Origin of the sequence: Streptococcus australis ATCC 700641 (assembly GCF_000186465.1) — a bacterium.
GTDB lineage: Bacteria > Bacillota > Bacilli > Lactobacillales > Streptococcaceae > Streptococcus > Streptococcus australis.
Map to the genome: position 1 here is coordinate 420,800 of NZ_GL636091.1, position 23,314 is coordinate 444,113.

Genomic DNA, 23,314 nt, shown 5'->3' on the forward strand with positions numbered 1-23,314 from the left:
CTAAAAAAATGAAGAAAAACGCTATTTATAGCGTTTTTTGCATGAAAAATACATGATTTTGTAACCTTTGTAACATAAATTATAACTAACTGTAACATTTAATGTGTAAGATAGTATTATGTTCGAAAGGAGAATGTATTGATGAACACAAAAAAAGTCCAATGGACATTAACTTCTATTATCTCAGCTCTTTCACTTTTTGTTTCTGGTGTGGTAGTGAATGCTGAAACATACGAAGTGAAAAATGGTGATACTTTATCAGAAATTGCGATTAAGAATAACACTACTATCGAAAAGCTTGTTGAATTGAATCAAATCAGCAATCAAGATTTAATCCACGCTGGTCAAATTATTGAGTTGGGTGAACGTTCAAATTCATTGATCAACAAAGTAAATACTGCCACAGTAAGTCAGGAACCTAGAGTCGAGGCTTCGACAAATCAAGTAGCGGCTTCAACAACAACTACTGCTAATGCTACTTATAATGCAGCACCTGTTGTTACGAATTCTGGAAATGGGATTGTACTTGCTAATGGGAATACTGCTGGAGAAACTGGATCCTATGCAGCGGCTCGAATGGCTGAAATGACAGGTGTTCCTGCATCAACTTGGGAAGCCATTATTGCCCGCGAATCAAATGGTCAAGTGAACGCAGCAAATCCATCTGGAGCTAGTGGTCTTTTCCAAACAATGCCAGGTTGGGGTTCAACTGCTACAGTTGATGATCAAATCCAAGCGGCTTATAATGCCTATTCAAACCAAGGACTTTCAGCTTGGGGATACTAAAAAAGAGGGGAAACCCTCTTTTTATTTTGTTTCTTACCTTGACAAGGATTGGAAAGTGATGTAAAGAAAAATGACTGTGTCAGTCAACCTTGCTGAACCATGGATATTCTTACTCATGCGTGATTTCATACATAAAAGAGGTTTACAAATTTGTAAACCTCTTTTATTAACTTAAATGAGTCAGTAAAGCTAGAGGAGAATCTACGATGGTATCGGGAGTTTCCTCTTTTAATTGCTCTAGAGGTGCAAATCCCCAACTGACTGCAATTGTGTGAATACCAATGGTTTTTCCCCCAATGATATCAAATTTAGTATCCCCAACGATGCAAGCCTCCTCTTTTGGAATTTGATGATCCACTAGTACACGCTGAATGATATCAGATTTGTGCATAGATCCTGGGGTAGAACCATAAATCCCTTCAAAGCAATCACTAATTCCTAGTGAATGGGCTATTTCGAGACTCACTTCCTGATTCTTAGAGGTGGTGATGAATAAGTGATAACCCAATTCCTTCAATTGTTGAAGGAGTTCTTTGATACCTGGGTAGAGATAGGTTTGTTGTTGGCCAGTTTCTTTGTAATAGGTGCGATAGATTTCTACAGCTTTTGTGACCAGTTCTTTTGGAAGATGGTTTGTAAATGTAACTTCGAGTGGAGGGCCCATAAAGGTTCGAATAGTCTCTTTATCAGGAGCAGGAACTCCTAGCAGCTTGAAAGTGTGTAGAAAGGTGGTTTCAATTCCTTCGGAACTATCGACTAAAGTCCCATCCAAGTCGAAAAATATGTACTTCATAGGTTAGTCTCCAAATATTTCTTGCTGTAGGCGTTTCCCAGTTGGAGTTGCTGCTAGACCACCTTCAGCCGTTTCTCTAAAGGCAGTTGGTAGGCTAGATCCAACTTGATACATGGCGTCAATGACCTCATCGACAGGGATTTTGGATTCAATTCCTGCTAGAGCCATATCCGCTGCAATATAGGCATAGCTTGCACCCATAGCATTTCGTTTGACACAAGGAACCTCTACCAGTCCTGCAACGGGATCACAAATTAAGCCTAGCATATTTTTGATGACGAAACAAATGGCTTGGCTAGCTTGGTAAGGACTTCCCCCAGCAGCCAACGTCAAGGCAGCTGCACTCATGGCTGCCGCGGAACCCACTTCGGCTTGACAGCCTCCCTCGGCTCCTGAAATCGATGCATTGTTGGCAATAACCAGGCCAAAGGCTCCTGCTGCTAATAAGAACTCCAATTGTTGGTGCTCATCTAAATGGAGTTTCTCGATGGCTGAAGTAAGAACAGCAGGTAAGCAACCGGCTGATCCAGCAGTGGGAGTAGCACAGACTAAGCCCATTTTTGCATTGTGTTCGTTGACAGCGATAGCATTTTTGGCTGCGGTTAGGACAGTATAGTCGGAGAGGGCTTTTCCAGATTGAATATAGCGATCCAATTTTGCAGCATCTCCTCCGGTCAAGCCACTTCTAGAAAGTTGGTCATTGAGTCCAAGATGAACGGATTCTTTCATGACCTCAAGGTTTCGTGTCATAAGAGTCAGAACTTCTTCGCGCTCGCGACCAGTTAGTTCAAACTCAGTTGCAATCATTAATTCTGCGACATTTCCTTCATAGTGGAGGGTCGCTTGTTCAACTAGTTCGGTAATGGAATAAAACATGGGGTCTCCTTATTGAAAGAAATTCACATTGTGTAAATGGGGAATTTGACGGATTAACTCAATAGCTTCGTCACAATTACGAGAATCCACTTCAATAATCATAATAGCCTTTTCACCGGCTTTTTCACGGGTTACGTTCATTTGGGCGATATTGATATCATAGCGGGAAAGGGCTTCTGTCACATGGGCAATCATCCCAGGAACGTCTTGGTGAACAATAATAATAGTTGGGGTGTTCATGTTTAGAGAAATTGCAAAGCCATTTAACTCGGTAACTTGTATGTTTCCCCCACCAATGGAAATTCCTGTGACGGAGATGGTTTTGTGATCATTTTTCACCGTGATGGTCGTCGTATTTGGATGAGGAGCATTGCTCTCCTTTTGAATAGACCAGACGATTCGAATTCCTCTTTCATGGGCAATTTCAAGACTATTGGGGATTCTTGGATCATCTGTATCCATACCCAAAATACCAGCTACAAGGGCCAAGTCTGTCCCGTGACCGCGATAGGTTTTGGCAAAGGAATTAAACAACTGAAATTCAACTTCTGTCGGATCCTCTCCAAAAATAGAAGAGACAATTTTTCCAATACGAACAGCTCCTGCTGTGTGGCTACTAGAAGGTCCAATCATAACCGGTCCAATAATATCAAATACGGATTGGAATTTAAGCGAATTCATCAGTCAGCTCCTTAGGGTTTCTTTTCTTTCATTATAACAAATCTAGGGCATGTTTTCTTCTATTTGAGAGGGAAATTTTGTTTTAAACTTAAAAGATACTTAAAACTAGTTTATTTGAGGTGTTTTTTATTCTTGCTAACATATTATTGAAATATTTGACGTGATTTCATAAAGTTTCTGAAACATTTCTTCTGTAAGATAAAGAACATACAGAAAAGGAGTGTAAAACCATGAATAAAAAAATCTTTGTAAAACGTGTAATCGGATTGAGCTTATTATCAGGAATGTTTATTCCCGTCCTTGCCAGTGCAGAATCTTACACTGTAAAGTCAGGTGATACCTTATCAGCTATTGCTAAAGAGAAGAATACAACGGTTGATGCGATTGCTAAGAAAAATAAGATTAGTAATGTCAACCTCATTACAGTTGGTCAAGTTTTAGAGATTGAAGATGACAAGGCAACAACTAATACCACAGAGCAAGCTAGCACTAGTAAAGATAACACTGGACAAGCAACAACTACGGTATCTGCTTCAGATGGCTTAAGTGCCGAAGATGTAGCGGCTAAAGAATGGATTGCCCAGAAAGAATCAAGTGGCAGTTACACAGCACAAAATGGCCAATACTATGGTCGTTACCAGTTATCCCTTTCTTATTTAAACGGTGACTTATCACCAGAAAACCAGGAAAAAGTAGCCAATCAATATGTTGTCAACCGATATGGATCATGGTCGGCGGCTAAAAACTTCTGGCTGGCCAATGGCTGGTATTAAAGTAGATGAAAGAGTTCAGCAATTGGACTCTTTTTTGATTTACAGACTTGTAAACATATAGATACAATAGCCAATAAGAAGGATGGCAAGATGCTTGTTTTCTACTATAAAGCGTGTTACAATTGATAATGCTCAAAACGACCTTCAATCGTTGAAGCAAACCACGACCTTCAATCGTGAGAAACGAAAAGATGGGAGAAATCTATGAGTGATAACTCGAAAACACGTGTTGTTGTTGGTATGAGTGGCGGTGTCGATTCATCTGTAACGGCTTTGTTGTTAAAACAACAGGGTTACGATGTGATTGGCATCTTCATGAAAAACTGGGACGACACAGACGAAAATGGCGTCTGTACAGCTACGGAAGATTACAAAGATGTAGCAGCAGTTGCAGATCAAATTGGCATACCTTACTATTCTGTCAACTTTGAGAAAGAATACTGGGATCGTGTCTTTGAATATTTCCTCGCAGAATACCGTGCAGGCCGCACACCAAATCCGGATGTCATGTGTAATAAAGAAATCAAATTTAAGGCCTTCTTAGATTATGCCATGACACTCGGTGCCGATTATGTAGCCACGGGTCACTATGCGCGTGTGGCGCGTGATGAGGATGGCATTGTTCATATGCTACGCGGTGTTGACAATGGGAAGGATCAAACTTATTTCCTTAGCCAGTTGTCACAAGAACAACTTCAAAAAACCATGTTCCCGTTGGGACATTTGGAAAAACCTGAGGTTCGCCGGTTGGCTGAAGAGGCTGGATTAGCTACAGCTAAAAAGAAAGATTCCACTGGGATCTGCTTTATTGGAGAAAAGAATTTCAAAGAGTTTCTAGGGAACTACCTCCCTGCCCAACCGGGCCGAATGATGACCGTAGATGGACGGGATATGGGTGAGCATGCCGGTTTGATGTATTATACGATCGGTCAGCGGGGTGGACTTGGAATCGGTGGCCAACAAGGTGGGGACAATGCTCCTTGGTTTGTCGTTGGTAAAGATCTGAGTCAAAATATTCTGTATGTCGGTCAAGGATTCTATCATGAAGCACTGATGTCAACAAGTTTACAAGCTAGTCAAGTTCACTTTACACGAGAGATGCCAGAAGAGTTTACATTGGAGTGTACAGCCAAGTTCCGTTATCGCCAGCCAGATTCCAAGGTGACGGTTCATGTCAAAGGTGACAAGGCTGAGGTAACTTTTGCAGAACCTCAACGAGCTATTACACCAGGTCAGGCTGTTGTCTTTTACGATGGTGAAGAGTGTCTAGGTGGTGGACTAATTGACAATGCTTATCGAGATGGTAAAGTTTGTCAGTATATTTAAATTGACAAATTTTCTCAATTTGCTACAATAATAAAAGCAATAGAAGTGATGGTCAAAGCTCATGGATGTTGCAGGCTTTTTTGTCCTGCACTTCTCAGAGTTTTGACTATTTTTGTGTCGTTTCGAAAGGAAGTTACATGCAAGAACAGGATTTTCGGACCAAGTCAAACCAAACGGTTTTTGGTGTGAGAGCGACTGCTTTGATTGTAAAAGACAATCGCTTATTAGTCGTAGAAGATGAGGATGGTTTTTATACAATCGGAGGTGCTATTCAAGTGGATGAAGCTACTGGAGATGCCGTAGTTCGAGAAGTAAAAGAGGAACTTGGGGTCGCATCTAGAGCGGTTCAGTTAGCTTTCATTGTTGAAAATCGATTTGAACAAGCTGAGGTCCACTATCATAATATCGAGTTCCATTATTTAGTAGACTTACTGGAAGATGCACCGTTAACCATGCAAGAAGATGCGAAGCCCTTACCTTGCCGGTGGCTTGCTTTAGATGATCTACATACTGTTAATCTGAAGCCGTCATTTTTAAAAACCGCCTTACCAGATTGGGACGGACAATTACGACACATCCATCTTAAAGAATAGGAGAAAAAATGACTTATAATTTTATAGAAGAATACGATATTATTGTAATCGGAGCGGGGCATGCTGGGGTAGAAGCCTCCCTTGCTGCGAGCCGAATGGGTTGTAAAGTTTTACTTGCAACCATCAATATCGAAATGTTGGCGTTTTTGCCATGTAATCCTTCAATTGGTGGTTCGGCAAAAGGGATTGTGGTCCGTGAGGTAGATGCCCTCGGCGGCGAGATGGCCAAGAATATTGACAAGTCCTACATTCAAATGAAGATGTTGAATACAGGAAAGGGTCCAGCAGTCCGTGCACTTCGTGCCCAAGCGGATAAGGAACTTTATTCTAAGGAAATGCGCAGGACGGTTGAGAACCAAGAAAACTTGACTCTTCGCCAAACCATGATTGATGAAATTTTGGTAGAAGATGGGAAGGTTATTGGTGTTCGAACTGCGACTCACCAAGAATATGGGGCCAAGGCTGTTATTGTCACGACTGGAACAGCTTTACGTGGAGAAATCATCATTGGGGATCTCAAGTATTCATCTGGCCCTAACCATAGCCTTGCTTCTATTAATTTGGCTGACAATCTCAAAAATCTAGGACTAGAAATTGGTCGTTTCAAAACGGGTACGCCACCACGTGTAAAGGCATCGTCAATCAATTATGAAGAAACGGAAATTCAACCTGGTGATGAGAATCCAAATCACTTTTCTTACAATTCGCGTGACGAGGATTATTTAAAGGATCAAATCCCTTGTTGGCTAACCTATACCAATAGTCAAAGTCACGAGATCATCAACAGCAATTTACACCGGGCCCCTATGTTTACAGGTGTTGTAAAGGGTGTTGGCCCTCGTTATTGTCCATCTATTGAAGATAAAATTGTTCGCTTTGCTGACAAGGAACGTCATCAGCTTTTCCTTGAACCAGAAGGACGCAATACAGAAGAAGTCTATGTCCAAGGCTTGTCAACCAGTTTACCAGAGGATGTGCAACGAGATCTTGTCCATTCTATTAAGGGATTGGAAAATGCTGAGATGATGCGAACGGGTTATGCGATTGAGTATGATATGGTTCTTCCACATCAATTGCGGGCAACTTTAGAAACCAAGAAAATTTCAGGTCTCTTTACAGCAGGCCAAACCAATGGAACATCTGGCTATGAGGAAGCTGCTGGCCAAGGAATTGTGGCAGGGATTAATGCTGCCCTAAAAATTCAAGGAAAACCAGAGCTCATCTTGAAACGTAGTGATGGTTATATTGGAGTCATGATTGATGACTTGGTAACCAAAGGGACAGTTGAGCCCTATCGTTTGTTAACAAGTCGTGCTGAATATCGTTTGATTCTTCGTCATGATAATGCAGATATGCGCTTGACAGAAATCGGTCGCGAGGTTGGTCTAGTTGACGACGAACGTTGGGCACGTTTTGAAACCAAGAAGTATCAGTTTGAAAATGAAATGAAGCGCCTTGACAGTATCAAGCTAAAACCTGTAAAGGAAACGAACGAGAAGGTGGCAGCGCTAGGCTTTAAACCATTGACAGATGCTGTCACAGCCAAAGAATTCTTGAGAAGACCAGAAGTATCTTATCAAGATGTTGTCAACTTTATCGGACCAGCGACTGAAGAACTAGATGATAAGATTATCGAGCTGATTGAAACTGAAATTAAGTACGAGGGTTATATCTCAAAAGCTTTAGATCAGGTTGAAAAAATGAAGCGAATGGAAGAAAAACGAATTCCTGCCAATATTGACTGGGATGATATTGACTCCATCGCAACAGAAGCTCGTCAAAAGTTCAAACTGATTAATCCAGAGACCATTGGTCAAGCTAGCCGGATCTCAGGTGTCAACCCAGCTGACATTTCTATCTTGATGGTGTATCTTGAAGGCAAGAGTCGGAGCATTTCTAAGAATCAAGAAAAATAATCCTAACTTATTATGATGTAAATATGTGGAAGAAGTAGCCAAATAGCTACTTCTTTTCTCGTTCTGCTGTATATTTACAATAGTGTAAACATCCTTTACACCATTTGACAAATGAGGGACCGGACCTTAATCCCTGTCAGCTTTTTCTTTGGTGGAAAGGCTTGACTGTCCTCGCTTTTTCTTATGTTTTATGGTATAATGGCCCAACAGAGGTTTATGATGAAAAAATTTCGTATGACGCCTATCCATTATTGTATGGTAGGTTTGTTAGCATTTATTATATTAGCCATCAGTTCCAGATTATTGGGTGGCACAATTGTAAATTTATTTGTGATTCTGTTGATTCTTTCCGGTGTCATCTATCTCTTTCTTCATCAATTAAAGCAAGTAGAATTGGATGAGCTAGAACAAATTCAATATGTCAATCATCAGGCTGAAAATGGGTTGGCATCGCTACTGGATAAAATGCCAGTTGGTGTAATCAAGGTAAACGGTGAAACCAATGAAGTTGAGTGGTTCAATCCTTATGCGGAGTTGATTTTCTCCACTGAGGATGGGCAATTCGATGTGGAATACCTGCAACAAGTGTTGGCGATCCCTTTTGAAGGGAAAGGCCATTATGCAACCATTGGAGATAAGAAATATTCTGTTTATCTAGATTCCCAGGCCAGTGTCGTTTATTTTTTTGATGCGTCTAGTGAGTACGAGGCCAACGTTGGTCTTGTAACGACTAGGCCGGTCATCGGGATTATGTCCGTAGACAACTATGATGATTTAGAAGATGTTGTATCTGATTCGGATATCAGTAGCATCAATGGATTTATTGCAAACTTTGTTGAAGAATTCTCGGAAAAATACCATATATTTTACCGAAGAGTTGTGATGGATCGTTTTTATCTCTTTACCGACTATACGGTCCTTGAACAATTAATAGAATCTAAATTTTCTATTATTGACCAATTCCGTGAGGAAGCGAAAAATCGTGAATTACCCATTACGTTAAGTATGGGATTCTCTTACGGAGATGGCAAACATGATGAAATCGGTAGAGTTGCTTTGTCAAATCTAAACTTAGCTGAGGTTCGAGGTGGTGACCAAGCAGTTGTGAAAGAAAGAGAAGAAGGCAAGGATCCTATTTTCTTTGGAGGAGGGACAGCTTCTGCTATCAAGCGCACCCGCACACGAACTCGTGCAATGATGACAGCCATTTCTGAAAAAATCAAATCAGTTGATCAGGTATTTGTTGTTGGCCATAAAAAATTAGATATGGATGCTTTGGGAGCATCGATTGGGATGCAATTATTTGCAAACAATATCAACGAACGCTCTTATGCAGTTTATGATGATACGTCTATGGCTCAGGATATCGAACGAGCAGTTGAAAAAATTCAATCAGATGGAGCGACTAAACTAGTAACAGTTTCAGATGCTTTACGGATGGTAAGCGATCAATCCCTTTTGATTATGGTAGACCATTCGAAGACAGCTCTCACGCTTTCAAATGATTTGTATGAGAAATTTTCCCAAGTCATTGTCATTGATCACCATAGACGGGACGAAGACTTTCCTGAAAATGCCATGATCACTTATATTGAAAGTGGCGCAAGTAGTGCGAGTGAGTTGGTTACTGAATTGCTTCAGTTCCAGAATTCTAAGAAGAACCGCTTGAATAAGATTCAAGCCAGTGTTCTGATGGCCGGTATTATGTTGGATACCAAGAATTTCTCAGTTCGCGTAACCAGTCGTACATTTGATGTAGCTAGTTATTTACGAAGCCGAGGCAGTGATAGTGTTCTCATCCAGGAAATTTCAGCTACTAACTTTGATGAGTACCGCGAAGTAAATGAATTGATCCTAAATGGTCAAATGGTCTTCCCACATATTATTGTGGCAACAGGAGCAGCAGATGTTCCTTATGGAACAGTCACCATTAGTAAAGCAGCGGATAGTATGTTGGCCATGTCCAAAATTGAAGCGACCTTTGTTATTGCATTGAATGAACAAGGAAGCATTTCCATTTCAGCTCGAAGCAGAAGCAAAGTCAACGTGCAAAAAATTATGGAGCAAATGGGAGGCGGAGGCCACTTTAATTCGGCGGCTTCTCAGTTGGAAGATGTAACCATCGATCAGGTTCGTGCCCAGTTGATTGACTGTATTCAAGAAGAGGTCCAAAAGGATAAGGAGGAAGAAGAATGAAAGTTATCTTTTTAGCAGATGTAAAAGGAAAAGGAAAAAAGGGGAAATTAAAGAAGTCCCAACAGGTTATGCGCAAAACTTTTTGATTAAAAAGAATTTAGCTAAGGAAGCCAATGCCCAAGCGATTGGGGAGCTTCGTGGTAAGCAAAAATCTGAAGAAAAAGCCCATGCGGAACTAGTCGCAGAAGCGAAAGACATTCAAGCAAAATTAGAAGAAGAAACGACCGTTGTCCAATTTACAGAAAAAATTGGTCCTGATGGACGTACATTTGGTTCGATTACCAATAAAAAAATTGCAGAAGAACTACAAAAACAATTTGGAATTAAAATCGATAAGCGTCACATTCAAGTGGCTTCACCAATTCGCTCTGTTGGGTTGATTGATGTGCCTGTTAAAATTTATCAGGATATTACAGGTGTTATCCAAATTCGAGTAAATGAAGGTTAAGTACATCGTTAGAAAGGAATGACTATGGCTGAGATAGAAGAATTAAGAACCCAGCCTCAAGATATCCAAGCAGAGCAATCTGTCTTAGGAGCCATCTTTATTGATGAGGGAAAACTGGTTTTTGTTCGTGAGTTTATTGAGCCAGCAGATTTCTTTAAATATGCCCATCGGTTAATTTTTAAGGCGATGATTGACCTTGCAGACAGAGGAGATGCTATTGATGCGACTACAGTTCGCAATATTTTAGATAGTCAAGGGGATTTGCAAAATATCGGCGGTCTCTCTTATCTAGCCGAAATCATCAACTCTGTTCCAACCTCAGCCAATGCGGAATATTACGCAAAGATTGTTTCTGAAAAAGCGGTTCTAAGACGCCTGATTGCTCGTTTAACGGAGAGCATCAATCAAGCATATGATGGAGCTAGTCCGTCGGATGAAATTATTGCAGGTGCAGAAAAAGCTCTGATTGATGTTAGTGAAAATGCCAACCGGAGTGGTTTCAAGAATATCAAGGATATCTTAAATATCAACTTTGGAAGTCTTGAAACTCGGTCTTTGCAGACAACAGATATTACTGGGATTGCAACGGGATATCGAGATCTTGATCATATGACAACAGGTCTTCATGAAGAAGAGTTGATTATTCTTGCAGCTCGTCCAGCGGTTGGTAAAACTGCCTTTGCTCTAAACATTGCCCAAAATATTGGAACTAAGTTGGATAAAACAGTTGCTATTTTCTCGCTGGAAATGGGTGCTGAAAGTTTGGTAGACCGGATGTTGGCAGCAGAGGGCTTGATTGAATCCCATTCTATTCGTACGGGTCAGCTGACAGACGATGAGTGGCGAAAATATGCCATTGCACAAGGAAACCTAGCCAATGCAAGCATTTATATAGATGATACTCCCGGTATTCGGATTACAGAAATTCGGTCTCGTTCTAGAAAATTAGCACAAGAGACAGGTAATCTCGGTTTAATCCTCATCGACTACTTGCAGTTGATTACTGGGACTGGACGCGAAAACCGTCAACAGGAAGTATCAGAAATTTCTCGTCAATTAAAAATTTTGGCGAAGGAATTAAAGGTTCCTGTGATTGCCCTCAGTCAGCTATCTCGGGGAGTCGAACAACGACAAGATAAACGTCCAGTTCTATCAGATATCCGTGAATCAGGATCCATCGAGCAGGATGCAGATATTGTTGCCTTTCTATATCGGGATGACTACTATGAACGTGCAGGCGAGGAAGAAGAAGGCTTGCCAAATAATAAGGTTGAAGTCATCATTGAAAAAAACCGTTCGGGAGCGCGTGGGACAGTGGAGTTAATCTTCCAAAAGGAATATAATAAATTCTCCAGCATATCAAAGAGAGTAGAGGAATAATGGATGAGTGATGCATTTACTGATGTAGCAAAAATGAAAAAAATCAAAGAAGAAATCAAGGCTCATGAAGGCCAAATTGTGGAAATGACCTTGGAAAATGGTCGTAAACGTCAAAAAAATAAATTTGGTCGATTAATTGAAGTCTATCCTTCTTTGTTTATTATCGAATATACAAATGAAAATAGTTTACCTGGTGAGCCAGCGACAACCTATGTCGAATCTTATACTTACTCAGATATTTTAACTGAGAAAAATCTGATTCATTACTTAGATTAATTTGGTTAGGGTGATCTACCCATTCCAACCATCTCTTCTAGGAGATGGTTTTTTTTGATGATATGAACCATATAATAGATGTTAATTGTGTAAATTTATTGACAAAGGTGTCAATTTTACAATCAAATCTGTCAATAATAGATAGGGAATCTTTTGAAGAGTCATCTCATTTATGTTCTTAATCTTTCTACAATATAGAGATATTTGGGAGACTGTTAAAACAATCATACTTGACTAGCTGTAAATAAGCTGTAAAGATTCATGTAAACAAAATAAATATTATAAGACAGGAAAGAAAAATACATGATAATCGAAGTCAGAAATTAGAAATTTAGAAAGTCGCTAGCCAGAAGCCTTCATTTTACTTTTCAGTTATAGAAAGAAATACAAAAAAACGAGAAAGCAACTTTACAAGGACTGGTATTGGTGGTATAATAGAATTTGTGCGAAATGACAGCAGGACAAAATGAAGCTCGTCAACAGGAAGCCAGCTAGAAAAGTAACCTTTGCTGTTTGGGCGAAGGCTTTCTGAACGAATCAGGTTTGTCTAAAACGTTATTTCCTACAAAAAATTATTTTTATAGGAGGACATTTCAAATGTCACGTTATACAGGACCATCTTGGAAACAATCTCGCCGTCTTGGCTTGTCACTTACAGGTACAGGTAAAGAATTGGCACGTCGTAACTATGTACCAGGTCAACACGGACCAAACAACCGTTCAAAATTATCAGAATACGGTTTGCAATTAGCTGAAAAACAAAAACTTCGTTTCTCTTACGGACTTGGTGAAAAACAATTCCGTAACTTGTTCGTACAAGCTACTAAGATCAAAGAAGGAACAGTCGGTTTCAACTTCATGCTTCTTTTGGAACGTCGTTTGGATAACGTTGTTTACCGTCTTGGACTTGCGACTACCCGTCGTCAAGCTCGTCAATTCGTTAACCACGGTCACATCCTTGTTGACGGAAAACGCGTTGATATCCCTTCATACCGTGTAACTCCAGGTCAAGTGATCTCAGTTCGCGAAAAATCAGCTAAAGTTCCAGCGATCCTTGAAGCTGTTGAAGCAACTCTTGGACGTCCAGCATTCGTATCATTCGATGCTGAAAAATTGGAAGGTTCATTGACTCGCTTGCCAGAACGCGATGAAATCAACCCAGAAATCAACGAAGCACTTGTCGTTGAATTCTACAACAAAATGCTTTAATTTTAAGAAAAAATTTGCAGAAAGCCTACGACAGTGGGCTTTTTGTTTTGTCTTAAAGCGTTGATTTCGGGGTTTGTTCCCTTATTTGCTCCCTAAGTTTACTTCGTAGAAAGAAATGGCCGTCGTAAAAATAGGCGGTTTTTCTTTTTCAAAATAGATAACAACTCTCCTGATTTCGATATTTTTATGACCAAATACCTAAAATAATGAACCAAATAGCGATTTTTTCTTCTTAGATAGTCCTTTTTGTTAAGATGAAACAAACGATTGGAAAGGGTTCTTATGGGATTTAAGAAAAAACATTATCGCCAACAAGTTGACATGAGAGATTGCGGTGTTGCAGCTTTAGCCATGGTCTTTGGTTACTATGGATCATACTATTCTTTAGCTAGTCTGAGGGAGAAGGCAAAAACGACTGCAGATGGAACGACCGCCTTAGGTCTGGTCAAGGTGGCTGAGGAGTTGGGATTTGAGACACGCGCCTTCCGAGCAGACCGCACACTTTTTGACTTGGAAGGAGTGACCTATCCATTGATTGTCCACGTGATCAAGGATGGGCGTCTCCCTCACTATTACGTAGTCTATAAGAAAGATAAAAAGTATCTTTACATAGCAGATCCAGATCCAAAGGTAAAGATGACCAAATTGACGATCGAAGAGTTTGAAAAGGAATGGACAGGGATTGTCATTGCCCTGGCCCCGACTCCAGCCTATCAACCGAGTAAAGAAAAGAAAAATGGGCTCCTAGACTTTGTCCCTCTTTTGTTTAAACAGCGGCAATTGGTTCTGCATATTGTTCTTGCAACGTTATTGGTGACCCTCATCAATATTGTGGGTTCTTACTACTTACAATCGATTATTGATACCTATGTGCCTGATCAGATGAAGCAGACGCTGAGTGTGATTTCACTAGGGTTGATCGTGGTTTACATCTTACAGCAAGTCCTGACCTATGCGCAAGATTACTTGCTTCTTGTTTTAGGCCAACGCTTGTCTATAGATGTCATTCTATCCTATATTAAGCATGTTTTTCAGTTGCCTATGAGTTTCTTTGCAACTCGACGGACAGGAGAAGTGGTGTCGCGGTTTACAGATGCCAACCGGATTATCGATGCTCTGGCTAGTACGTTGCTTTCAATCTTTTTGGATCTGTCTATTGTTTTGATTTTATCAGTAGTCCTGTTTAGCCAAAATGCTCATCTCTTTTTCTTGACCATTCTCTTACTGCCGATTTATGCGGTCATTATTTTTGCCTTTATGAAGCCTTTTGAGCGCTTAAATAATGAAACCATGGAAGCCAATAGTGTCTTGTCTTCTTCTATTATCGAAGATATCAATGGGATTGAAACCATCAAGTCTCTGACCAGTGAGCGTAGTCGTTATCAAAAGATTGACACAGAATTTGTGGATTATCTGAAGAAGTCCTTTGCCATGAGCAAGGCGGAGAGTCTTCAAAAGGGGCTCAAGCACTTGGCCCAGTTGATTTTGAATGTCTTGGTCTTGTGGATGGGAGCTCATTTGGTCATGAAGCAAGAATTGAGTTTGGGTCAGCTGATTACCTACAATACTCTCCTTGTTTACTTCACAGGGCCTCTAGAGAATTTGATCAACCTCCAAACTAAACTGCAAGCAGCCCGAGTGGCCAATACACGTCTGAATGAAGTCTATTTGATAGACTCTGAGTTCGCAGAGAAGAAGCCTCTTCAAGAGCGTGAGACTCTCGATGGTGATCTGGTTTTTGAGGGAGTGGACTACAAGTACGGTTTTGGAGCCAATGTTTTAACAGATATTAACTTAAGGATCAAAAAAGGGAGCAAGGTGAGTTTTGTCGGTATTTCCGGTTCTGGAAAAACCACGCTAGCAAAGATGATGGTGAATTTCTACCAACCCAATAAAGGGACGATTCGTCTGGGAGGAACGGATATCCAGCAAGTCGATAAAACTTTGCTCCGCCAGCAAATCAATTATTTACCCCAGCAGCCCTATGTCTTTAATGGTACGATTTTAGAGAACTTGTTACTGGGAGCGCGGGAAGGAACCAGTCAGGAAGATATTTTGCGCGCGGTTGAAATCGCAGGAATTCGAGAAGACATTGAGCGCATGCCCCTCAATTACCAAACGGAATTGACTACGGATGGCATGGGAATTTCTGGTGGACAACGGCAGCGGATTGCCTTGGCGCGTGCCTTATTAACGGATGCTCCGATTCTGATTCTGGATGAAGCGACCAGTAGCCTGGATATCTTGACGGAGAAGAAAATTGTGGACCGCTTGATGGCCTTAGATAAAACCATTATCTTTATTGCCCACCGGTTAACGATTGCAGAGCGTTCTGAAAAAGTCTTCCTCCTGGACCAAGGTCGTCTGAAAGAAGAAGGAAGTCATGAAGAACTGCTGAAAAAGAATGGTTATTACAGCCATTTGGTAACTTGTTAAGAGAGGACTAGGAGAAAAAAAGAGAGTATGATGAACGAAAAATATTTTGAAAGTGCAGAATTCTATCAGAAACGTTTCCATAATTTTGCTAGTTTGTGGGTAGTCCCTTGTTTTCTTTTACTACTGTTTATTGTGGGATTCTCTGTCTTTGCCAAGAAGGAAGTGACCTTGTCTAGTCGTGGGACGATTGAAGCTACGCGCGTGGTGGACCAAATCCAGTCAACGAGTAATTCTCCCATTCAAGTCAACCATTTGAAGGAAAATAAAGAGATTAAAAAGGGAGAAATCTTGGTAGAATACCAAGAGGATCAGGAAAAACAACAAGGAATGAGCTTGACGCAACAGCTAGACCTCTTAAAGAAACAGGAGGAACAATTAAAACTGTTGAAAACGAGCATTGAGACCGGGGAGAGTCAGTTTACAGGAAATGAACATTTTGGGTATGATCAGCTGTTTAAGGATTACCAGCAACAGATAGCGATTCTCCAAGCGCAAGCCCATCAACAAAATGCGACTATTGCTTCTCAAAATGCTAGTGCAAGTTCCAGTCAAGCAGAAATTGGCCAAGCTATCCAAGACCAGGAGAAGCGATTAACTGATTACCGTAGTCTAAAATCAGCTCTCCTAGAGGGAAGAAGTCTGGATGTGACTCATCCACTTTACTCCCTCTACCAGAGTTACGCTCAGCAACCACATGGAGAAGAAAACGCTCAAGCACAAGCTTCTTTTATCAGTCAACTGGATAGTCAAATCCAGCAGCTAGAAGCGAGTATTTCTAATTATCGAATTCAATATGCGGGATCCGGAAGTCAACAAGCTTTTTCGACCAGTTTAGATAGTCAAATAGCCTCGCTGAAAGCTCAACAGCTAAGTAAGGTTGGACAAGATCTGTTGCTTCTTTCTCAGCAAATCGCAGATTTAGACAGTAAGTTAAAAACACAAGAAACTCTTCTTCAGAAGACTCAGATTCTAGCCAAGGATGAAGGGGTAATTCATTTGAATGATGAAACAAAAGGAGCGAGTATTGTAACGGAAGGCACTCCTTTGGCACAAGTTTATCCACTCATTCAGAAAGAAAAAGAAGTCAAGATTGTTACCTATATTCCTTCAAAAGATATAGCTACGATTCATGTGGGAGATCGGATTCGCTTTAGCACACAGGGAAGTAAACAAAAACCAATTACGCTAGAGGCCCGTATTAGCTCCATTGCTTCGAGTGCCACTCGGACTGAACAGGGGAATTTTTTCAAAATCGAGGGAGTTCTTCGTCTCAAGGATCAGGAAGCCAAACTTCTACGGTACGGATTGGAAGGGAAGTGTGTTCTGATCACAGGAGAAAAATCTTACTTCAGTTTCTTTGTGGATCAATTTTTAGGAGCAGGGAACTAAAGAAACATAACATAAAAAGAGACCGAGGTCTCTTTTCAGATTTAAGATAAAGTCTTCTGAAAAACTTCCCTTAGGTGAGTACGGACGTCAGCGAACTTCTACGAAGTTCCATGACTTAGTTTTGAGCCTAAGGTCTCAAAACTCCCGAGTGTTAGAGACACTAGTGTCTCTAACACTTTTCTCACGTCGGGAAGTTTTTAATCTTTTTATTAAATGGCTAAAAAAATAAAAGTCATTTTTGAAAATCATCTAGCCGTTTTATGTAAAACAATAGTTTGTCTACATTCAAAAAAGAGACCGAGGTCTCTTTTTTATTCTAGCATTTTTAATAGGAAGTCCGCCATTTGTTGGGGGCTTTCTTTTTGACCACGCGCCACCCACATTTGACAGACTCCAAAGAAGGCATTGGTGAGGTAGACAGAACTGTAGTCTCTTTCGATTTCGGTCAAAGATCGATGGCCATAACGCTCTTGCAAGCTATCCACTAGTAGAACTTGTAGCTTGTGCCGCAAGAAGGATTGAATTTCTTTTGTCCCATTCTCGGTTAGAAGGACAGCAAAGAGGGGCTCCTTGGTGAGAAATTCGAAAACTTCGGTAACAGCTTGGTGTTTATCATCTTGTTGTTTGTCGAAGATGTATTCAACTTTGTGGAAAAATTCCTGTTGGTAGCGCTCAATCATATCGTACTTATCGCGGTAGTGGGTATAGAAGCTACTCCGGCTGATACCGGCTTCTTTTGCCAACTGAACGGTTGAAATCTCATCAAAGGACTCTCTATGAAGGAGGTCAACCATGGCTTCCTGTATGATCCGTTTTGTTTTTATTCGCTTATTGCTTTCGGTAACCATTTTAGTCTCCCTTTTTTATGAACAAAATTATACACAGTGTCTAAAAATAAGTTTTTTAACTTGCGGTTTTTAAAAAGAACTGTATAATCAATTATATCAAAAAATTAGACAATGTGTATAAAAAGGAGACAAAAAATGTTTAAGGAATGGAAAGCGATTTTTAGGAAACCAACCTTCATCGTTGTGATGATAGGGGTTTCCTTGATACCAGCTCTCTACAATGTGATCTTTCTATCCTCTATGTGGGATCCTTATGGCAAGGTTTCGGACCTGCCAGTAGCAGTTGTCAATCAAGACCAACCAGCTCGTTATCAGGAAGAAGAATTGACAATCGGAAAAGACATGGTGTCCAATTTTGAGAAAAGTGATGCCCTGGATTTTCATATTGTCGATGAAAGAGCAGCTAAAGAGGGGCTGGAAAAGGGTGAGTACTATATGGTGGTGACCTTGCCCAAAGATCTATCTGCTAAAGCTGCTTCTATCTTAACCAATCATCCGGAACAGATGACCATTGCCTACCAAACATCCAGCGGCCATAGCTTTATTGCTGGTAAGATGAGTGATTCCGCCATGATAAAAATCCAGCAAACCGTTGCTAGTAATGTCACCCAAACCTATACCAGCGCTCTTTTCGAAAAGATGGGAAGCTTGAAGACAGGTATGGGAACAGCAGCGGAAGGAAGCCAGAAATTAGCGACCGGTGCTGGTCAGCTAAAAGAGGGTGGACAGACTCTGACAGACCATTTGACCACCTTGTCCAATTCGAGTCTGTCTTTTTCAAATGGGGCACAGACTCTTAGCACTGGACTCTTGGCCTACACCAATGGAGTTGGCCAATTAGGAACTGGTCTTCATCAAATGCAGGAGAAAGTTCCCACCCTCGTATCGGGAGTTGGGCAACTTCATAATGGTTTTACTACCTTTAGTAGTGGACTGACGACCTATACATCTGGTGTTGGACAGCTAGGAGATGGTTTGAACCAAATGGCTAGTCAAACGCCTCAGTTAGCATCTGGAATTGGCCAATTGCATACAGGGATGACGACTCTCTCAACGGGACTGGATACCTATACAAAAGGAGTCAGTCAGTTGAATCTTGGTGCTAGTAATTTGACGACTGGTCTAACCAACTATAGCTCAGGTCTTGCTACTCTTAGTGGTGGAGCTAGTCAATTAAGTGGTCAATCGGAAGCCTTAAGAAATGGAGTGTCTCAGTTAGAGACAGGCATTCAAACCTTATCCACACAACTCACTCCGCAACCAAATCAACAAGAGCAGCTTGCCCAATTAACAGCAGGCCTTACCCAATTAAATGAAGCCATTCAGAACACGAGTGGAGATACTAGTCAACTCAGCACAGCTTTGGCAACCATCGCCACCTCTGCTCAAGGGATTTCAGCAGCAGCACAGGCTGACCGCAATTCAGTACTAGCCAATCTTCAAGCTACTGCTGCCTATCAATCAATGACAGCTGAGCAACAGGCAGAAATAACGGCTGCTGTCTCTGCTACTTCAAGTACCACGGAGACTGCTGCTCAAGCGATTTTAACCACTGTTCAAGGCTTGCAAGAAAACTTAACGACCGAGAGTCCCTTGGCCACAGTAAAAGAAAGTGCCAACCAGATCTTGCCAACAGCTTCGTCTACCTTGAATACTCTTTCAACTAGTTTGAGCTCCCTACAGACAGCAGTGACAGAGCAACTTCTACCAGCAAGCCAAACCCTTAACCAGGGAGTTCAACTCTATACGACAGGGGTAGATCAATTAGCTGGCGGAGCTAGTCAGCTTACGGATAATAGCAGTAGCTTGATAGCAGGAGCTACTCAATTGAGTGCAGGGACAAGTCAACTGGAGCAGAAATCTGATGACTTGATAATGGGAAGTAGTCAACTAGCGACAGGATTGGGAGACTTAAATGGGAAAATGCCAGCTCTGACTGCTGGAATGAATCAGTTAGCTTCAGGAGCCAACCAATTGACTAGTAAGTCTAGTGAATTAACAACAGGTGCTGGACTGCTAGCTAGTGGGATCGGTCAATTAAATACTCAAACACCAGTCTTGGCTAGCGGTGTTGATCAACTTGTATCAGGAGTCGATCAGTTATCGGATAAATCAGGTCAGTTACTATCAGGTTCTCATCAATTGGCGGATGGTGCAACTAAAATAGCCGATGGCTCAGGTCGATTAGCGACAGGAGGCCAGGTTCTTGTCGGAGGCTTGGGTGATCTCCAAACAGGTAGTCAGAATCTTAGTCAAGGCTTGAGTTCAGCCAAAGATCAACTAAATAGCGCTAGCACTGAAAAAGAAAATGCAAGCGTATTGTCAGATCCAATCACCCTTTCAAAGACAGACCATGACAATGCTCCAGTGAATGGAGTGGGGATGGCACCTTATATGATCTCTGTTGCCCTTTTCGTCGCGGCTCTCTCTACCAATATGATTTTTGCCAAATTGCCATCTGGGCGTCATCCAGAAAGTCGTTGGGCTTGGCTTAAATCGAGATTGGAAGTGAACGGGATGATTGCTGTCTTGGCTGGTGTCCTGGTCTACGGAGCTGTCCACCTGCTCGGAATGGCGGCAAACCATGAAAGCTTGACTCTTTTCCTCTGTGTGTTAGGAAGTGTGACCTTCATGTCCATGGTGACTGCCTTAACAACATGGAACAACAAGGTCGGAGCATTTATCTCTTTGATTCTCTTGCTCCTTCAACTGGCTTCTAGTGCAGGGACTTATCCGCTTGCCCTCACCAATCGTTTCTTCCAAATCATTCATCCACTGTTGCCAATGAGTTATACCGTATCGGGATTACGGGAAACCATTTCCTTATCTGGTCAGATAGGTGGGCAAGTCACCTTCCTTACCCTGGTTTTGGGCTTGTGTATTGGTCTAGGAATGATAGCCTATCAACCTCAAAAGATGGAAGAAGACTAGACTTCCTCTATCCATAGTTTCATGTGAAACAAATCCCCCTTCTCTGAAGAGAAAGGGGATTTTTCTTAGTTAAAATAAAGCACTTCTGGATCTGGAGTAATATAGACAAGGTTGTCATCCTTAAAGACAAGTTGAACTTGTCCTTCTTTGTATGTAAAGACTGTAAAAGTTTGCTCTAATTGAGTCGTTTGAGCTAGATCGATTACACCAGCCCAAAAAGCATGGAGTTGTTCTTCTGTTAAGTGTCCCTCTTGATAGAGTTTGACCAGATTTTCCCGTTCCTTTTCTGAGAAGGTCTCGAGCATATAATTTGAATCAACATGGGTTTTTTCAGGTTTTCCAAGAATTTTTTTGACTATTTTTGTTGTATAGCCTTCGAAATCAGGTGTATGCACTTTTAATCCACCGTCATATTTTTTATAGTAAACGACAGAATCGCCAGTTGCATAGATCTTGTCTTTTGGAGCTTCGCTAGCATTGGCAGGGAGCTCCTCCATTTTTTTGCTAGAGCTGGTTTCCGTCTGAGACTCTTTCTTCTCTTTTTTGGAAGAGCTAGCTTTAGATGATTTTTTTGACGATGAGGCTTCTTTTTCACTTTTCTCTTGTTTTTTAGAAGAGGCACGAGAGCTCGTTTCATCCGGTTTGAAATGTGATTCAAAATCAGACATACAGGCTGTCAAGAAGAAAAGACTCAAAAAGAGCGTTGCAAGGAGAGTAATTTTTTTAGACATCATGTAAATCCCTTTCTAATTATAGAGCGCTATTTCTTCTATTGTACACTATAAAAACTTGGAAAGCACGAAAAAACAGGAGAGTTCAACTCTATCTCATTTGAAGCGTGGAGTCTGGGACAAAAGTCCTAGCCTCTCAATTGTTTTTGGATTGTCGAGCAAGACGCAGTGGTTGAGCGGGCTCTACTAGGCTGATTTCATCAGCTTTTACAGCCCTACTCAACTGTGCGGAGGTGGGACGACGAAATCGAATTCTAACGAATTACCGATTTCTGTCCCACTTTCTTGTGTGCTTCAGTTAGTGGCCTTGGAAGAGGGATTTAGCGTCCACCAGGCCCGCCAGGTCCACCACCTTGAGGCCCACCACCGCCGGGAGCACCACCGCCTCCAGGCATGGAATTGACAATTTCTGTTTGTTTTTCACCATTGATATAGATATCTCCACCGGTGTAGGTAGCAGTACCATCAAAGTCGAATCCAGATTGACCTGTTAAATTGATGGTTCCTCCAGTCACAGTGACATTGCCGTTAGAGTCGATTGGATCGGTATCCCCTTGGCCAACTTCAACGTTGAGGGTTCCACCATTCATGGTGAAGAAAATTTCATCTTGGTTGGCATTGGCATTAGCCGCATTGACCCCGTCATCGGTTGCATAGATGGTGATATCTCCACCGTTGATGGTGATCGATTTTCCTTCGAGACCTTCGACTGACTCGCTTACCTTGTAGGTTCCGCTATCGATGACCAGATCACCAGAAGCATGGATGCCATCGTCCCCAGCTGAAATGGTCATGGTATTGTCAGACAGATACATGGTTCCGACAGATGTATCTTCATCGTTATCCACCTTGACCGCATCTTCATCTGCATCGATGGTCATCGTCGTACCGGTGATATTGAGCTCATCATTGACGTTGAAGGCATCTCCTACAGCCGTGATTTTATAGGTTCCACCCGTAATGTGAAGAGTGTCATTAGCTTTGATAGCGTTGTTCTTCTTGGCATCGATGTTGAGCGTACCTGAACCATTGATGGTGAGATCTCCTTTAGAGAAAATGACCGCATCGGCATCTTCATCATTGTTTGAACTTGAATCAGACAAGGTATTGGTCGTGCCATCTGCTAGAGTCAGGTAGACATGCCCTGCTTTCGTAGCAGAGATTGGTGCGTTGGTGTTGGTCATGGTAACTCCTTTCAAGACGATGTGAACATCATCTGAGTCAGCTGCTTCGACCTTGATTTGAACCCCATCGGATTCACCAGAGATGACATAGGTTCCAGCCTTCGAGATGGTCACAGTTGATCCAGATACAGCTACGCCGTCACCTGCTACACTTGCAGAAGATCCAGACAGTTTGACAGTAGAGGCTTTGCTTTCATCATAAGAGCTGTCCTTGTCCTTATCTGTAAAATAGTTGGAATTGTTTGTTTTATTTTTTGAAGTAGAAGTTGCAGTTGTTTGATCTGTATTGCTTGTTGTAGCTGATTGAGATGATGCTTGGCTACACGCTGTTAGTAGGGTGAGGGTTGCGGCCCCCGTTAATAAAAATTTCCATTTGTTTGATTTCATGAGCTTTTCCTCTCGTTCCATTGATATGCTCCTAGTCTAAAGTTGCTAGCTGAAAGTTTCCTAAAGTTTTTCTGAAAGGAATCTTAACTTTAGTTTTCTTTAAGTTTGGCTTAATGAAAGCTTAAGAAAAGGCCACTAAACTAAGGAACCAGTAA

18 protein-coding genes and 1 pseudogene are annotated in these 23,314 nt (G+C 41.4%); 13 read left to right on the forward strand and 6 right to left on the reverse strand.

Annotated elements, in window-relative coordinates:
• Positions 1–141 precede the first annotated feature (141 nt).
• Positions 142–786 (forward strand): LysM peptidoglycan-binding domain-containing protein, encoded by a 645-nt coding sequence (locus HMPREF9421_RS02175; protein ID WP_006595347.1) that lies wholly within the window; start codon positions 142–144, stop codon positions 784–786.
• 166 nt (positions 787–952) lie between these two features.
• Here HMPREF9421_RS02175 and HMPREF9421_RS02180 read toward each other — a convergent pair whose 3' ends face one another.
• Genes HMPREF9421_RS02180 through sdaAB form a run of 3 tightly spaced genes read right to left on the reverse strand, consistent with a single transcriptional unit; the run spans position 953 to position 3,136 of the window.
• Positions 953–1,579 carry an HAD hydrolase-like protein gene (locus HMPREF9421_RS02180; protein WP_006595348.1) on the reverse strand — a complete coding sequence of 209 codons (627 nt, stop codon included), beginning with the start codon at positions 1,577–1,579 and terminating at the stop codon, positions 953–955.
• A 3-nt stretch (positions 1,580–1,582) separates the two neighbouring features.
• Positions 1,583–2,455, reverse strand: coding sequence for an L-serine ammonia-lyase, iron-sulfur-dependent, subunit alpha (gene sdaAA, locus HMPREF9421_RS02185; RefSeq protein ID WP_006595349.1), 873 nt, complete (start codon positions 2,453–2,455; stop codon positions 1,583–1,585).
• Positions 2,456–2,464: 9 nt separating this feature from the next.
• A complete protein-coding gene (gene sdaAB, locus HMPREF9421_RS02190) occupies positions 2,465–3,136 on the reverse strand; it encodes an L-serine ammonia-lyase, iron-sulfur-dependent subunit beta (protein ID WP_006595350.1) in 672 nt (223 codons plus the stop codon).
• 230 nt (positions 3,137–3,366) lie between these two features.
• Here sdaAB and apf point away from each other — a divergent pair, with 230 nt between their 5' ends.
• The 11 genes and pseudogenes from apf to HMPREF9421_RS02245 all read left to right on the forward strand — a co-directional run bounded on the left by apf (position 3,367) and on the right by HMPREF9421_RS02245 (position 17,078).
• Positions 3,367–3,909, forward strand: coding sequence for an aggregation-promoting factor (apf, locus tag HMPREF9421_RS02195; RefSeq protein WP_006595351.1), 543 nt, complete (start codon positions 3,367–3,369; stop codon positions 3,907–3,909).
• A gap of 204 nt (positions 3,910–4,113) precedes the next feature.
• A complete protein-coding gene (mnmA, locus tag HMPREF9421_RS02200) occupies positions 4,114–5,235 on the forward strand; it encodes a tRNA 2-thiouridine(34) synthase MnmA (protein ID WP_006595352.1) in 1,122 nt (373 codons plus the stop codon).
• Between the two features lie 137 nt (positions 5,236–5,372).
• Positions 5,373–5,828, forward strand: a complete 456-nt coding sequence (locus HMPREF9421_RS02205) for an NUDIX hydrolase (protein WP_006595353.1) — start codon at positions 5,373–5,375, stop codon at positions 5,826–5,828.
• 8 nt (positions 5,829–5,836) lie between these two features.
• A complete protein-coding gene (gene mnmG / locus HMPREF9421_RS02210; RefSeq protein ID WP_006595354.1) occupies positions 5,837–7,744 on the forward strand; it encodes a tRNA uridine-5-carboxymethylaminomethyl(34) synthesis enzyme MnmG in 1,908 nt (635 codons plus the stop codon).
• A 219-nt stretch (positions 7,745–7,963) separates the two neighbouring features.
• Positions 7,964–9,940: a DHH family phosphoesterase gene (locus HMPREF9421_RS02215; RefSeq protein WP_231911641.1), complete on the forward strand. Its 1,977-nt coding sequence runs from the start codon at positions 7,964–7,966 to the stop codon at positions 9,938–9,940.
• Positions 9,937–10,388 (forward strand): annotated as a pseudogene (rplI, locus tag HMPREF9421_RS02220) (50S ribosomal protein L9). Before HMPREF9421_RS02215 ends, rplI begins: the two are co-directional and overlap by 4 nt.
• A 24-nt stretch (positions 10,389–10,412) precedes the next feature.
• Positions 10,413–11,768, forward strand: coding sequence for a replicative DNA helicase (dnaB, locus tag HMPREF9421_RS02225; RefSeq protein ID WP_006596978.1), 1,356 nt, complete (start codon positions 10,413–10,415; stop codon positions 11,766–11,768).
• A 3-nt stretch (positions 11,769–11,771) separates the two neighbouring features.
• On the forward strand, positions 11,772–12,044 hold the full coding sequence (locus tag HMPREF9421_RS02230) for a Veg family protein (protein WP_006595358.1): 273 nt from the start codon (positions 11,772–11,774) through the stop codon (positions 12,042–12,044).
• 597 nt (positions 12,045–12,641) lie between these two features.
• Complete coding sequence (rpsD, locus tag HMPREF9421_RS02235) at positions 12,642–13,253, forward strand: 30S ribosomal protein S4 (protein ID WP_003009175.1); 612 nt, start codon at positions 12,642–12,644, stop codon at positions 13,251–13,253.
• A gap of 282 nt (positions 13,254–13,535) precedes the next feature.
• Positions 13,536–15,689: a peptide cleavage/export ABC transporter ComA gene (gene comA / locus HMPREF9421_RS02240; RefSeq protein WP_006595359.1), complete on the forward strand. Its 2,154-nt coding sequence runs from the start codon at positions 13,536–13,538 to the stop codon at positions 15,687–15,689.
• Positions 15,690–15,716: 27 nt separating this feature from the next.
• On the forward strand, positions 15,717–17,078 hold the full coding sequence (locus tag HMPREF9421_RS02245; RefSeq protein WP_006595360.1) for a bacteriocin secretion accessory protein: 1,362 nt from the start codon (positions 15,717–15,719) through the stop codon (positions 17,076–17,078).
• Positions 17,079–17,389: 311 nt separating this feature from the next.
• Here HMPREF9421_RS02245 and HMPREF9421_RS02250 read toward each other — a convergent pair whose 3' ends face one another.
• Positions 17,390–17,926: a TetR/AcrR family transcriptional regulator gene (locus tag HMPREF9421_RS02250; protein WP_006595361.1), complete on the reverse strand. Its 537-nt coding sequence runs from the start codon at positions 17,924–17,926 to the stop codon at positions 17,390–17,392.
• A 135-nt stretch (positions 17,927–18,061) separates the two neighbouring features.
• On the opposite strand from HMPREF9421_RS02250, the gene HMPREF9421_RS02255 reads away from it, so the two are divergent.
• Positions 18,062–20,857, forward strand: coding sequence for a YhgE/Pip family protein (locus HMPREF9421_RS02255; RefSeq protein ID WP_006596974.1), 2,796 nt, complete (start codon positions 18,062–18,064; stop codon positions 20,855–20,857).
• 65 nt (positions 20,858–20,922) lie between these two features.
• On the opposite strand, the gene HMPREF9421_RS02260 is transcribed toward HMPREF9421_RS02255, so the two are convergent.
• Both HMPREF9421_RS02260 and HMPREF9421_RS02265 read right to left on the reverse strand, forming a co-directional pair.
• Positions 20,923–21,588, reverse strand: coding sequence for a DUF4947 domain-containing protein (locus HMPREF9421_RS02260; protein WP_231911640.1), 666 nt, complete (start codon positions 21,586–21,588; stop codon positions 20,923–20,925).
• Positions 21,589–21,908: 320 nt separating this feature from the next.
• Positions 21,909–23,159: a carbohydrate-binding domain-containing protein gene (locus tag HMPREF9421_RS02265; protein WP_174263575.1), complete on the reverse strand. Its 1,251-nt coding sequence runs from the start codon at positions 23,157–23,159 to the stop codon at positions 21,909–21,911.
• Between the last annotated feature and the right edge of the window lie 155 nt (positions 23,160–23,314).

What these genes read in the sequence shown, in the direction of transcription:
- HMPREF9421_RS02175 (WP_006595347.1), top strand. Translation starts at nt 142, where the DNA reads ATGAACACAAAAAAAGTCCAATGGACATTAACTTCTATTATCTCAGCT.
- HMPREF9421_RS02180 (WP_006595348.1), bottom strand. Translation starts at nt 1,579, where the DNA reads ATGAAGTACATATTTTTCGACTTGGATGGGACTTTAGTCGATAGTTCC.
- sdaAA (WP_006595349.1), bottom strand. Translation starts at nt 2,455, where the DNA reads ATGTTTTATTCCATTACCGAACTAGTTGAACAAGCGACCCTCCACTAT.
- sdaAB (WP_006595350.1), bottom strand. Translation starts at nt 3,136, where the DNA reads ATGAATTCGCTTAAATTCCAATCCGTATTTGATATTATTGGACCGGTT.
- apf (WP_006595351.1), top strand. Translation starts at nt 3,367, where the DNA reads ATGAATAAAAAAATCTTTGTAAAACGTGTAATCGGATTGAGCTTATTA.
- mnmA (WP_006595352.1), top strand. Translation starts at nt 4,114, where the DNA reads ATGAGTGATAACTCGAAAACACGTGTTGTTGTTGGTATGAGTGGCGGT.
- HMPREF9421_RS02205 (WP_006595353.1), top strand. Translation starts at nt 5,373, where the DNA reads ATGCAAGAACAGGATTTTCGGACCAAGTCAAACCAAACGGTTTTTGGT.
- mnmG (WP_006595354.1), top strand. Translation starts at nt 5,837, where the DNA reads ATGACTTATAATTTTATAGAAGAATACGATATTATTGTAATCGGAGCG.
- HMPREF9421_RS02215 (WP_231911641.1), top strand. Translation starts at nt 7,964, where the DNA reads ATGAAAAAATTTCGTATGACGCCTATCCATTATTGTATGGTAGGTTTG.
- dnaB (WP_006596978.1), top strand. Translation starts at nt 10,413, where the DNA reads ATGGCTGAGATAGAAGAATTAAGAACCCAGCCTCAAGATATCCAAGCA.
- HMPREF9421_RS02230 (WP_006595358.1), top strand. Translation starts at nt 11,772, where the DNA reads ATGAGTGATGCATTTACTGATGTAGCAAAAATGAAAAAAATCAAAGAA.
- rpsD (WP_003009175.1), top strand. Translation starts at nt 12,642, where the DNA reads ATGTCACGTTATACAGGACCATCTTGGAAACAATCTCGCCGTCTTGGC.
- comA (WP_006595359.1), top strand. Translation starts at nt 13,536, where the DNA reads ATGGGATTTAAGAAAAAACATTATCGCCAACAAGTTGACATGAGAGAT.
- HMPREF9421_RS02245 (WP_006595360.1), top strand. Translation starts at nt 15,717, where the DNA reads ATGATGAACGAAAAATATTTTGAAAGTGCAGAATTCTATCAGAAACGT.
- HMPREF9421_RS02250 (WP_006595361.1), bottom strand. Translation starts at nt 17,926, where the DNA reads ATGGTTACCGAAAGCAATAAGCGAATAAAAACAAAACGGATCATACAG.
- HMPREF9421_RS02255 (WP_006596974.1), top strand. Translation starts at nt 18,062, where the DNA reads ATGTTTAAGGAATGGAAAGCGATTTTTAGGAAACCAACCTTCATCGTT.
- HMPREF9421_RS02260 (WP_231911640.1), bottom strand. Translation starts at nt 21,588, where the DNA reads ATGTCTAAAAAAATTACTCTCCTTGCAACGCTCTTTTTGAGTCTTTTC.
- HMPREF9421_RS02265 (WP_174263575.1), bottom strand. Translation starts at nt 23,159, where the DNA reads ATGAAATCAAACAAATGGAAATTTTTATTAACGGGGGCCGCAACCCTC.